This is a genomic window from Pararhizobium sp. LjRoot235 (assembly GCF_964254145.1).
Taxonomy (GTDB): domain Bacteria; phylum Pseudomonadota; class Alphaproteobacteria; order Rhizobiales; family Rhizobiaceae; genus Pararhizobium.
The window spans coordinates 3,036,602-3,048,721 of the sequence record NZ_CAXUSP020000001.1; the positions used below are offsets into that span (position 1 = coordinate 3,036,602).

The 12,120-nt window shown below is 62.5% G+C and carries 13 protein-coding genes; 3 read left to right on the forward strand and 10 right to left on the reverse strand.

The annotated features are described in order from the left end of the window. Positions 1–46: 46 nt before the first annotated feature. From ACSQ2Z_RS14815 to ribH, 3 genes are read right to left on the reverse strand one after another with little or no spacing between them, the layout of a single operon-like run. A complete protein-coding gene (locus ACSQ2Z_RS14815) occupies positions 47–1,252 on the reverse strand; it encodes an MFS transporter (protein ID WP_436081881.1) in 1,206 nt (401 codons plus the stop codon). Between the two features lie 40 nt (positions 1,253–1,292). Further along, the gene (nusB, locus tag ACSQ2Z_RS14820) at positions 1,293–1,775 is read right to left on the reverse strand and encodes a transcription antitermination factor NusB (protein ID WP_436081882.1); all 483 of its coding nucleotides are present in this window, start codon (positions 1,773–1,775) and stop codon (positions 1,293–1,295) included. Next, a complete protein-coding gene (gene ribH, locus ACSQ2Z_RS14825; protein ID WP_436081883.1) occupies positions 1,772–2,233 on the reverse strand; it encodes a 6,7-dimethyl-8-ribityllumazine synthase in 462 nt (153 codons plus the stop codon). The genes nusB and ribH overlap by 4 nt, the downstream gene beginning before the upstream one ends. A gap of 206 nt (positions 2,234–2,439) precedes the next feature. On the opposite strand from ribH, the gene ACSQ2Z_RS14830 reads away from it, so the two are divergent. From ACSQ2Z_RS14830 to ACSQ2Z_RS14840, 3 genes are all read left to right on the forward strand, one after another. After that, positions 2,440–2,943 (forward strand): cupin domain-containing protein, encoded by a 504-nt coding sequence (locus ACSQ2Z_RS14830; protein ID WP_436081884.1) that lies wholly within the window; start codon positions 2,440–2,442, stop codon positions 2,941–2,943. 39 nt (positions 2,944–2,982) lie between these two features. Continuing rightward, positions 2,983–3,501: a GNAT family N-acetyltransferase gene (locus ACSQ2Z_RS14835; protein WP_436081885.1), complete on the forward strand. Its 519-nt coding sequence runs from the start codon at positions 2,983–2,985 to the stop codon at positions 3,499–3,501. A 146-nt stretch (positions 3,502–3,647) separates the two neighbouring features. Continuing rightward, on the forward strand, positions 3,648–5,399 hold the full coding sequence (locus ACSQ2Z_RS14840; protein WP_436083084.1) for an adenylate/guanylate cyclase domain-containing protein: 1,752 nt from the start codon (positions 3,648–3,650) through the stop codon (positions 5,397–5,399). A gap of 36 nt (positions 5,400–5,435) precedes the next feature. On the opposite strand, the gene ACSQ2Z_RS14845 is transcribed toward ACSQ2Z_RS14840, so the two are convergent. From ACSQ2Z_RS14845 to ACSQ2Z_RS14875, 7 genes are all read right to left on the reverse strand, one after another. After that, positions 5,436–6,059, reverse strand: a complete 624-nt coding sequence (locus ACSQ2Z_RS14845) for a riboflavin synthase (protein ID WP_436081886.1) — start codon at positions 6,057–6,059, stop codon at positions 5,436–5,438. Beyond that, entirely contained in the window at positions 6,059–7,168 is a 1,110-nt protein-coding gene (gene ribD, locus ACSQ2Z_RS14850; protein WP_436081887.1) for a bifunctional diaminohydroxyphosphoribosylaminopyrimidine deaminase/5-amino-6-(5-phosphoribosylamino)uracil reductase RibD, read from the reverse strand. Before ribD ends, ACSQ2Z_RS14845 begins: the two co-directional genes overlap by 1 nt. A gap of 65 nt (positions 7,169–7,233) precedes the next feature. Then, positions 7,234–7,707, reverse strand: a complete 474-nt coding sequence (nrdR, locus tag ACSQ2Z_RS14855; protein WP_037170417.1) for a transcriptional regulator NrdR — start codon at positions 7,705–7,707, stop codon at positions 7,234–7,236. Between the two features lie 17 nt (positions 7,708–7,724). Further along, positions 7,725–9,026, reverse strand: coding sequence for a serine hydroxymethyltransferase (glyA, locus tag ACSQ2Z_RS14860; RefSeq protein ID WP_436081888.1), 1,302 nt, complete (start codon positions 9,024–9,026; stop codon positions 7,725–7,727). A gap of 171 nt (positions 9,027–9,197) precedes the next feature. Then, a complete protein-coding gene (locus tag ACSQ2Z_RS14865; protein ID WP_436081889.1) occupies positions 9,198–10,556 on the reverse strand; it encodes a L,D-transpeptidase family protein in 1,359 nt (452 codons plus the stop codon). Positions 10,557–10,894: 338 nt separating this feature from the next. Then, positions 10,895–11,407, reverse strand: a complete 513-nt coding sequence (ldtR, locus tag ACSQ2Z_RS14870) for a transcriptional regulator LdtR (RefSeq protein WP_018326047.1) — start codon at positions 11,405–11,407, stop codon at positions 10,895–10,897. A gap of 131 nt (positions 11,408–11,538) precedes the next feature. Next, entirely contained in the window at positions 11,539–11,976 is a 438-nt protein-coding gene (locus ACSQ2Z_RS14875; RefSeq protein ID WP_436081890.1) for a DUF6163 family protein, read from the reverse strand. Between the last annotated feature and the right edge of the window lie 144 nt (positions 11,977–12,120).

Consider the following 12,120-nt stretch of genomic DNA (forward strand, 5'->3'; position numbering starts at 1 on the left):
TTGGCGCCAACTTACGGGAGCGGGAAAGCATTTTCGGCGTCGAATCTCAGGCAGGACGCCGCTTTTCGGCAATAAACAGCGAAATCAGCAATAGAAGGCAAAATACCGTAACCGGCCAGACCGCCGCGCTCAGCATATCCCAGCCATAGGCGGTCAGGACCTTGCCCGAACCGAAGGAGGCGAGCGCGACCGCGGTGAACAGGATGATGTCGTGGAAACCCTGCACCTTGTCGGCTTCCTGCGGCCGGTAGCTCGAGGCGATGATCGCGGTCGACCCGATGAAGCCGAAGTTCCAGCCGGCACCGAGCAGGATGAGCGCGCCCCAGAAATTCCACAGCGCGATCCCCGCATGGGCAACCAGCGCGCAGAGCATCAGGATCACCAGACCGCAGGCGACGATCCTTTCGGCGCCGTAGCGGCTGACCAGCATGCCGGTGAAGAAGCTGGGCGCAAACATCGCCAGCACGTGCCACTGGATGCCAAGCGTCGCCATGTCCTGCGAAAAGCCGCAACCGACAACCATGGCGATCGGCGCGCCGGTCATCATGAAGGTCATCAGCGCATAGGTGGAGATGCCGCATGTCATGCCGGTCAGGAAGCGCTGGTTCATCACGATCTGCCGCAGGGGCCGCACCGGCCCGATCGGAGCGGCGCCGGCAGCAGGGCGCTGGTCCGGAAGCCGCAGGAAGGCCAGGATGGCGATCGCCGCAAGGCAGGTCGGGATCAGCGCGAGGAAGGCGCCGGCAAAGAAAACCGGTGCGAGCATGTCCTTGGTCAGGATGACGAGCTGCGGCCCGAGCACGGCGGAAACCATGCCGCCCGCCAGAATCCAGGAAATCGCCCGGGGCTTGTAGAAGCCGGGGGAAGCATCGGCAGCGGCGAAACGCAACTTCTGGGTAAAGCCGCCGGACACGCCAGACAGGCACAGGCCGAGCGCAAACAGCCAGAAGTCGTTGAGATACAGCGCGTAGGCCGCAAGTACGCCGCCACAGGCGCCAAGCAGGGCGCCGGCCATGAAGGCCGCCTTGCGGCCGAGCAATCGCGAAGCGGCAGCGACGAAGACCGCGCCAAGCGCCACGCCGGCATTGAAACCTGTCAGCGGCGCGGTCGCGAGCGACTTGTCGTCGCCGAGCAGCTGATAACCGGCGACGCCACCGACGGCAAAGACGATCGGCCCGATCGTGCCCAACACGGCTTGAGCGGCCGTGAGAAGGTAGACATTGCGGCGGGCGCCGCGCAGTTCATGATCCATGCCAACGCACCGCGCCTACCTGCACTGTCATCGGATGATCCTATTTCTTGACGTCGGTTCTGATCGTCCGGGCGATCCGGTCGAGCACCGCATTGACGAGCTTCGGTTCGTCATCCTCGAAGAAGGCCTTGGCGATCTCGACATATTCCGTGACGATCACGGCGACGGGAACGTCCTTGCGTTCGCGAAGCTCGAACGTGCCGGCACGCAGGATAGCGCGGACCGTCGAGTCCAGACGCGACAGCGCCCAATCGTCCTGAAGGGCCGTGCCGATCAAAGGATCCAGCAGACGCTGGTCGCGCACGACACCCGACACGATCGAGCGGAACCAGGAGGCGTCGGCCTTCAGATAGGTGTCGCCATCGAGCTCCTGGCCCAGCCGGTGGGCTTCGTATTCGGCGACGATCTCCAGCACGCCGGTGCCGCCGACGTCCATCTGGTAGAGCGCTTGCACAGCGGCCAGACGGGCGGCCCCGCGCTGGTTAGCCTGCTTGATCGGCGGGTCGGAAGGATTATCGCTCACAATTCGCCGCCCAGCTTGAGTTTCAGGTCGATCATCGTCAGCGCGGCGCGGGCGGCAAAGCCGCCCTTGTCGCCCTCGCCCTTCCTGGCGCGCGCCCAGGCCTGATCATCATTCTCGACCGTGAGGATGCCGTTGCCGATGGCAAGGCTTTCGCTGACGGCAAGATCCATCAGGGCACGCGAGGATTCGTTGGCGACGATGTCGAAATGATAGGTCTCGCCGCGGACGACCATGCCGAGCGCGACGAAGCCGTCATATTCGGTGCCGCCATTGTCGGCGCCGTCGAGCGCCATGGCGATCGCGGCTGGAATTTCGAGCGCGCCGGGAACCGTCACGACGTCATAGGTCGCGCCGGCCTCTTTCAGCGCCGAGGTCGCGCCGTCGAGCAGCGCGTCGGCCATGTCGTCATAGAAGCGCGCTTCCACAATCAGGATATGTGGTTTCTCGGTATCGGACATTTGTCACCTGTCTGAAATGGGGGGCCGGACATCTCCAGCGCAGGCGGCGGTCAAATCATGCCAAGGCCCGGTTGGCAAGCATTTTTCGCTGGAAAGCGCCGATTTGCGGCACCGCTTGAAGAGCGCGCGTATCAAAGGCTCGAATTGCCGCCGCCTTTTCAATCTCATGGCGTCTCGGTACAAGTTTAAGCGGAGTGGAGAAAAACATGACAGATTTGCAAGAACCGATCATCAATCTCGCCGAACTCGAACTGGAACACTGGACCGAAGGCACATTCTTCGAGTCCCGTGACGCGTCTTTCGGTGCGCAACTCGGCCTCAAGGATCTCGGCATCGGCTACGGTGAAGTACCGCCGGGCAAGTCCGGCTGTCCATTTCACAATCACCATATCGATGAAGAACTGTTCGTCATCCTGAGCGGCGAAGGCGAATATCGCTTCGGCCCGAACCGCTATCCGGTCAAGCCCGGAGACGTTCTCGGCGCCCCGGCCGGCGGACCGGACACGGCCCACCACCTGATCAACACCGGTACAGTCCCGCTGAAATATCTATCCATCTCGGCCAATGCCAAGGCCGAAATCGTCGAATATCCGGATTCGGGCAAGTTTCTGGCAAAATCACGCGCCATTGATGGCGGCAAGCCGAGCTTCCGCTTTATCGGAAGGCGGGAAAACGAAGTCGATTATTGGGACGGCGAGCCGGGAATCTGATCGAATGACGGAATCGACCAACCGGACTGAACAGCCGTCATGCACAGCGTCCCCACCATCGAGACCGAACGCCTGATCCTGCGTCCCTACCGGCGCGACGATTTCGGCCCCTACAGTACCCTCTTTGCCGATCCCGAGGTGACGCGCTTCATCGGCGGCGTGCCGTTCTCGCGCGAACAGGCCTGGACGCGGTTTCTGCGCCAGGTCGGCATGTGGCACTATTTCGGCTTCGGCTTCTTCGCGCTGCAGGACCGCGAGACCGGCCATTTCATCGGCGAGGCTGGCTTTCACGACCTGCACCGCGTCATCACCCCATCACTGGAAGGCACGATGGAAACCGGCTGGGCCCTTTCCCCCCGCTCGCACGGCCGCGGCCTTGCCACTGAAGCCATCAGTGCTGCGCTGCGCTGGGGCGACCAGCAATTCCCGGCGCTGCGGAAAACCTGCATCATCGACATCGCCAACCTTGCCTCGCTGCGCGTTGCGTCGAAACTGCACTTCAAGGAAGCGCGGCGGACGGTCTATCACGGGGCGCAGGTGGTCTTGATGGAGCGGTGAGACCGGAACTGCCGAGATTCGCGACCGCGCCCTGCGTCCTGCCGATTGCCACCCGCGACGCCGCGATGGCCAAGTCGGGCGATCAGGTTTACAGTCCTTGTGGCGGCGCCTTCGCCGCCACACACGACAACAACGAGGTCTGCACCATGACGGGCGAGCATGTTCAGCGCAGGCTTGCCGCCATACTTGCGGCCGATGTCGTCGGCTACTCGCGCCTGATGGAGACCGACGAGGCCGGCACGCTGGCTCGGCTGAAGGCGCTGCGCGGCGCCGTTATCGACCCGGCCGTCGCGCGCCATTGCGGCCGCATGGTCAAGCTCATGGGCGACGGCGCGCTGCTGGAGTTTGCCAGCGCCGTCGAGGCGGTGACCTGTGCCATGGAGATCCAGAAACAGGTGCCCGAGTACGATCCCGGCGACTCTCCCGAAAACCGGATCCGGTTCCGCATCGGCATCAATGTCGGCGACGTGATCGTCGATGGAGACGACATATACGGCGACGGCGTCAATGTAGCGGCGCGGATCGAGGCCCTGGCGCAGCCCGGCGGCATCTACATCTCCCGGTCCGCCGCCGATCAGGTGCGCGACAAGGTTCCCGTCGGGATCGAAAGCCGTGGGTCGCAGACGGTCAAGAACATCGCGCGGCCGATCGAGATTTTCTGCCTCGTCAACGGTGACGCCCTCGCCGCCGCATCATCTCAGCCGTCGTCAACGGAAAAGACCTCGATTGCCGTGCTCGCCTTCAACAACATGAGTGGGGACACCGACCAAGAATATTTTTCGGACGGGATCAGCGAGGACATCATCACCGATCTTGCAAAACTCTCGGAACTGCATGTCATCGCCCGCAATTCCTCCTTCGTTTACAAGAAAAGCCCCGTTGCGATCCGCGATGTCGCGGCCGCACTCGGGGTCCGCTACGTCCTCGAAGGCAGCGTGCGCAAAGCCGGCAACAGGGTGCGGGTCACCGCGCAGCTGATCGACGCGATGACGGGCGGCCATGCCTGGGCCGAGCGTTTCGACCGCGACCTGACGGACATCTTCGCCGTTCAGGACGAACTCACCCAGCAGATCGTTGCCGCGCTGAAAATCAGATTGACGACGTCGGAAATTGACCGCCTCTCCGGCAGGCGGATTGCCGATCTCACGGCCTACAATTACTTCCTGCAGGGGCGCGATCAGGTGTGGCTCCACACACGGGCCGGCAACATCAATGCCCGCGCCTTCATGGCAAAGGTGATCGACATCGATCCGGACTGTGCGGCGGCATACGCGTTCACCGCGTTCACGCACATCAATGACTATGTGAACGGTTGGGCCGCCGAGCCGGATACGGCCCTGTCGGCGGGCCTCGATCTTGCCCGCCGCGCGGTCGCGATGGACGACGAGGAGCCGGAAGCGCATTTCGCCATGGGGGTGGCGCTGTTGTGGAGCCGCGAGATCGACAAGGCTCTCGATGCCGCGGCGCGCTGCATTGCCCTCAAGCCCAGTGCGGCGGAAGCGCGCGTTCTGAAGGCTCACATTCAGATTTTCAGCGGCCTTCCCTCGGAGGCGGTCGAGACGCTCGAGAGCTACATGCAGCTCGATCCTTTCTATCCCGAAATTGCGCTGCAATTTCTCGCCGAAGCGCAGCTCTCGCTGGGTCGGTTCGACCTGGCTGCCGAGACGCTCCGCAAACGGCTCGCGCGCAATCCGGAATCGGCTACGGCCTATGCCTTGCTTGCGTCGTGCTATGGCCATCTCGGACAAATCGAGGAGGGCCACTCAGCCTGGACGCAGGTACTGAGGATCGACCCCGGCTACTCGATCGAACACCGGCGGCGGGTGTTGCCGTACAAGAACCCTGCCGATTTCGAACTGCGCGTCGAAGGTCTGCGAAAGCTCGGCCTTGTGGTCTGAAGCAGGCGGGCTGCCACAACCGTTACTTTCTTCCCCTCACGCCTCCGCCTTCGGCGCCGGAAATTCCGCCAGCCTTGCTGCATAGCGCGCCATCGTATCGACCTCGAAATTGACGAAATCGCCGGCCTTGCGCTCGCCCCAGGTCGTCACTTCCAGCGAGTGACGGATCAAAAGCACGTCGAACTGCGCGCCATCGACGGCGTTGACCGTCAGTGAGGTACCGTCGAGGGCGACGGAGCCCTTTGGTGCCACGAATTTCGCCAGATGGTCCGGCGCGCGCAGGCGAAAGCGGGTCGCCTCGCCTTCCGTCTCGACCGACAGGATTTCCGCCTTGCCGTCGACATGGCCGGAGACGAGGTGGCCGCCGAGTTCGTCGCCGATCTTCAGCGAGCGTTCGAGATTGATCGGCTGCCCCGCCGCCCAGGACGAGATCGTCGTCAGGCGCAGCGCCTCTTCCCAGGCCTCGACCTCGAACCAGCGGCCATTGGCGCCCTCTTCCGGCAGTGCCGTTACCGTCAGGCAGACGCCGGAGCAGGCGATCGAGGCGCCGATGTCGATTCGCTGCGGATCGTAAGCCGTGGCGATCTTCAGCTTGATGCCCTCGTCGAGGGGGGTGATCGTTTCGACGGTGCCGATATCGGTGATAATGCCGGTGAACATCAGGGGGCTCTTTCGTATTCGTAGGTGTCGAGAAGGTCGTCGCCGAAAGTGTCCGTCCGCGTGTGGACGAAGCCGACGGGCAAGAGGCGCCGGTCAAGTGGGGACGGCACCCCCTCTTCGCCAAGGGTCGACGGTCCGGTGAACAGTAAAATCCGGTCGACAAGCCCGGCATTGAGAAACATCTCAGCCGTCCGTGCGCCGCCTTCGACCAAAAGCGAGGAAATCCCGCGCGTCGCGAGCGCTTCGAGGAGAAGGTCGATGCGGCGCGGATCGCAGACCAGCACTTCGACGCCGGCGGCCTCTAGCGCCGCCTGGCGGCCTTGCCCGCCCTCGGCTCCGCCATCCGCGGCGACGGCGATGAGCGGAATCTCGCGGGCCGTCCGCACCAGCTTCGAGGTGAGCGGCAAGCGCAGGTCCTGATCAAGCACGATGCGCAGCGGCGAGCGATGGACAAGCCCGGGAATGCGCACAGTCAGTTCCGGATCGTCGGCAATGGCCGTGCCGATACCGACAAGGATCGCATCGGTCTCTGCGCGCAGCCGATGCACGAACTCGCGGGCGGTGGCACCGGTAATGCGCACCTGGCCATGGCCCTTGATCCCGATCATGCCATCGGCGGAAACCGCAAGTTTCAGAGTCACATACGGCCGGTTGTTGCGCTTGCGCATGAGGTAGGCTTCGAGCTCCCGCTCGCCCTCCTCCTCCAGCACACCCGTCACCACCTCGATGCCCGCCCCGCGCAGCATGGCAAGTCCCCGCCCCGCGACCCGTTCGTCGGGGTCCGTCACGGCAACAACGACGCGGGCGACACCGGCTGCAATCAGCGCATCGGCGCAAGGCGGCGTCTTGCCGTGATGAGAGCAGGGTTCGAGTGTCACATAGGCCGTTGCGCCGCGCGCCGCCTCTCCGGCGGCAGTGAGAGCGCCCGTCTCCGCATGCGGCCGCCCGCCGATCGCGGTGACGGCGCTGCCGACGATCCTCTGGCCCTCGCCGTCGTCGCGGACGATCACGCAACCGACAGAGGGGTTGGAACCGGTTGCGCCAAGGTGCTGGTGCGCAAGCTTCAGCGCCTCCGCCATGAACCGTTCGTCGTCCGCCCTGCCTGCCATGTCAATGAAGTTCCGTTCTCGCCCCGGAAATGTCAAACGCCGCCTTTCGGCGGCGTCGGGATTGCTCAGGCCCCAGGATCGCGGGCAATCTTGGCGCTGATCTCGGCGATCACCTTCTCGAAATCCTCCGCATGGGAGAAATCGCGATAGACCGAGGCGTAGCGGACGAAGGCGACGTCATCCAGGCTCTTGAGCGCTTCGAGAACCTGCAGACCGATCTCTTCGGACGGGATTTCCGTCTCGCCCGAGCTTTCCAGCCGCCGGACGATGCCGGAAACGGCCCGCTCGATCCGGTCGCGATCGACCGGCCGCTTGCGCAACGCGATCTCGAACGACCGCAGCAGCTTGTCGCGGTCGAACGGCGCCTTGCGGCCGGTCTTTTTCAGGATCATCAGTTCCCGCAGTTGCACCCGTTCGAAGGTCGTGAAGCGTCCGCCGCAATCGGGACAGATGCGCCGGCGGCGAATGGCGGCGCCGTCCTCTGCAGGACGGCTATCCTTCACCTGGCTGTCTTCCGATCCGCAATAGGGGCAGCGCATCCGGGCTCCTGTCCTGATTACATGTAGGCGTACATCGGGAAGCGCTCGGTCAGCTTGACCACCTTCTCGCGAACGCCCGCTTCGACGGCAGCATTGCCTTCATCCGAGTTCGCCACCTTCAGGCCGTCGAGGACTTCGACGATCAGGTTACCGATCTCGCGGAATTCCGCTTCCTTGAAGCCGCGCGTGGTGCCCGCCGGCGTGCCGAGACGGATACCGGAGGTGACGAAGGGCTTTTCCGGATCGAACGGGATGCCGTTCTTGTTGCAGGTGACGTAGGCGCGGCCAAGCGCTGTTTCGGCGCGCTTGCCGGTGGCGTTCTTCTTGCGAAGATCGACCAGCATCAGATGGTTGTCGGTGCCGCCCGAGACGATGTCGAGACCGCCGGCCACCAGGGTTTCGGAGAGCGCCCTGGCGTTCTTGACGATCTGGGCCGCGTAATCCTGGAATTCCGGCTGCAACGCTTCGCCGAGCGCCACGGCCTTGGCGGCGATGACGTGCATCAGCGGGCCGCCCTGCAGCCCCGGAAAGACGGCCGAGTTGAACTTCTTCGCCAGATCCTCGTCATTGGTGAGGATCATGCCGCCGCGCGGACCGCGCAGCGACTTGTGGGTGGTGGTCGTCGCGACATGGCAATGCGGGAACGGCGACGGATGCTGATTGCCGGCAACGAGACCGGCAATGTGGGCCATGTCGACCATCAAGTACGCGCCCACCTCATCGGCGATCTCGCGGAAGCGCTTCCAGTCCCAGATGCGGGAATAAGCCGTGCCGCCGGCGATGATGAGCTTCGGCTTGTGGGTGCGCGCCTTTTCGGCAACAGCATCCATGTCGAGCAGGTTGTCGCCTTCGCGCACGCCGTAGGAAACAACGTTGAACCACTTGCCGGACATGTTGACCGGAGAACCATGCGTCAGGTGACCGCCGGAATTGAGATCCAGGCCCATGAACGTGTCGCCCGGCTGCAAGAGCGCCAGGAACACAGCCTGGTTCATCTGCGAACCAGAGTTCGGCTGAACGTTGGCGAAATTGACGCCGAACAGCTTCTTGGCACGTTCGATCGCCAGTTCTTCGGCGATATCGACGAACTGGCAGCCGCCGTAGTAGCGCTTGCCCGGATAGCCTTCGGCATATTTGTTCGTCATGATCGAACCCTGCGCTTCCAGAACGGCGCGCGAGACGATGTTTTCCGAGGCGATCAGCTCGATTTCGTGACGCTGGCGGCCGAGTTCCTTCTCGATCGCGCCAAAAATGTCCGGATCGCTGTCGGCAAGGGAACGGCTGAAGAAAATGTCAGTGGCGGCGGAAGAAACGCTCATTCTCAAAGCTCCTCGAGAGACTGTGGCACGCTGTTTATCGTCCTCGCATGGCAAGGGCAATACGGGCTGTGCGATTTGCGCCATTTCCCCCACCTGCCGCGCCGGAACCAGAATGCGAAAGGCCGCGAACCCCCGGGGATACGCGGCCTCGCTAAAGAAAGGCGGATCGCCTTATTGCGGCAGCAAGTCCTGCTCGACCGAACCCGCAGGCAGCAAGTCCTGCTCGACCGAACCCGCAGCCTGCTCGATGCCTGTCGTAGTCTGCAGCGCCAGCTCCTGCTCCCCATCCATCTGGTAGATGTCGTCGCGGAACTGCACGATGCCGTCCGTCGCCGCCCAGGCGGTGATGTATTTGAAGTAGACCGGAACCTCGACAGCAAGCTGGATCGGTGAATTCTGACCCGCACGGATCGTCGCCTCGATCTGCTGACGCGACCAGCCGGGCGTGTCGCGCAGAAGCCAGGTCGTCAGATCGCGCACATTCTGGACGCGCACGCATCCCGAACTCTCGAAGCGGGCGAGCTTGTTGAACAGGCCCTGTTGCGGCGTGTCGTGCATGTACTCGTTGTTTTCGTTATGGAAATTGATCTTGGTCGAGGCCATGGCGTTGGTTTTGCCGGGATCCTGGCGGAACGTCACGTTCGGGGCCTTTTCGGCGTTCCAGTCGATCGTCTCGGGAGCAACCTCGTTGCCCTGGCCGTCGATGAGACGGATCGAATTCTTCTTCAGATACTCCGGATCCTTGCGCATCAACGGAACGATGTCCTTTTCGACGATAGAGCGCGGAGCCGTCCAATAGGGGTTGAGGATAACCTCGTAGATCTTCGAGTTGATGATGTGGGTCGGACGGCTGATGCGGCCTACAACGGCGGTATGGCGCGTCGCCACGCGGCCGTTTTCGACGGCTTCGATATAGGCGGCCGGAATATTCACCATGACGTAGCGGCCACCAAGATCGCCCGACATCGACTGCAGGCGAACCACGTTGGTGTTCAACTGCTGGAGGCGAACATCGGCTGAGATGTTCATCGCCTTGATGGAGTATTCGCCGAGTACACCGTCGGCAGGCAGGCCGTGGCGGGCCTGGAAGCGCTTGACCGCGCCATCGACATAGCTGTCGAAGGAATTGGAAATACCGGCAGATTGAGGAAGGTCGCCAACAATCATCAGCCGCTGGCGAAGGGCCTGAACCGCCGGATCGGAAACGCCCATCTCCAGCCTTGCACCTGCCGGATTGACCTGTGGCCAGCCGCCGGCGGAGACGATCTGCTGATACTGGGCAATGGCATTCTGCGTGTTGGCAAGCGTATCCATGCCGAAGATCGGCGTGTTGGAAACGACAGCGGTTGCGCTACGCGAAGCCTTGGCGTCGAACTGGTCGTCCCAGGCGCCGCGGCGCGGCGCATTGATGATCTCGTCGAGCGCATCCTGCGCCAGAGCACCGCCGGCCCATGTCGCCGCGCTAAAGGCTGCGGCCGAACGCAGAAAGCTGCGGCGTGAGAAAGCATCAATTCCGTTTTTCTTCGACATAGTCCCTACCATCTAATGCTGCGACGCAAAACGCAGCGCTATCACAGATATGGTTAACAAACGCAAACTATACCCGGTCCCCGCCCGGTTCACATTCGTGGGAGCGCGACTGCAAATTGCCGTCCGTGGCCCATCGGCAACAGCCGGAAACGAGAAGCCTTGCAGTTCGCATTCTCTTGCCGTCGTCGCTGTCACAGCAATATGGCCAATTCGTGTCGCCTGCAGGTGATACGCTGCCTGAATGCTCACCCTCTGATTGCAGCCGGAATCCAAGATGCGCGAAAGCCGGACGCTCGTGAGCACCCGGCTTTCGCGCATCCGGATTGAACAAGATCAACTCAGAGCTTGTAGAGCATCGTGTCGTTCCAGAAGCGGTCGAGACGCTGCAGGAGCTTGTTCATCTGGCCGAATTCGTCGGTGCCGATGCCGCCGACCTTCTGGATCGAGCCGATATGGCGCTCGTAAAGCTTGGCGACCGTCTCGGCGATCTCCTGACCATCGTCCGTCAGGCTGATGCGGACCGAGCGGCGGTCGATGCGCGAGCGCTGGTGGTTGATGAAGCCGAGGTCAACCAGCTTTTTAACATTGTAGGATACGTTGGAGCCGAGGTAATAACCGCGCGAGCGCAGTTCGCCGGCCGTCAGCTCGGAATTGCCGATATTGAAGAGGAGAAGCGCCTGGACGGCGTTGACGTCCGAGCGGCCCGAGCGGTCGAATTCGTCCTTGATGACGTCCAGGAGACGGCGATGTAGACGCTCGACGAGGTGGAGGGATTCCATGTAGAGCGAACGGATCGCGTCTTCATGCGGATCTTTGACGGCAACGGCCTGCGGTTTCATTTTGGTGTTCATGATGACTGCCTCACTGTTTTGTTTGGCGGTGTATGTTTCTCTTCCCGCCTTGAGTGAGACACTATCGAATACGTATAAAATTCGACTTAAACTACAGCCTTAACAGCGCCTTACCATCCACAGCCCTTGTCTCAGGGTAAATCATTTCTTGCAGCCTTGGCCTGTCTGGCCCGCTGGTAGAGGATCGCAAGCCGGAAAAGGACGAAGGTGACGGCGACCGTTCCATGCATCATCAGCAGCATCGGCTTCTTGCCGAAAATCTCCGGATAGAAGCCGAACATCGTGACTTCCGTCGCTGCCGCCACCACCCAGAGCACCGGCCCCCAGGAGACCAGAAGCCACAGGCCGAGGGCTGCCACCGGATAGACCACCGCGAGCGCCGTGGCGGCCACGCGCCAGGGCACCGGCAACAGATCGAACCGCCCGCTGCCTTCGAACGAGAAGCCGATCAGAAGCGCCCAGTAATTGAGCCCGAACCAGAAACACGCGACCGCAACCAGCCGCAGCAACAACCCGAAGATCGTTTCCGTCAGCGACAGTTTCGGCACTTTCACAGAATCAGGAGCCATGGCGCAGAGAATAGGCGGCGGTGGGGCGCTTTGCCAGACTGATGTTTTCGGCAAGGAGCGCCTGCTGATGACGCGAGAGGTGATGTCAGGCTGGACCGGAGACAAATCATTGCTCCGGGCGGGCAGCCACGCTGGCGGCCACGG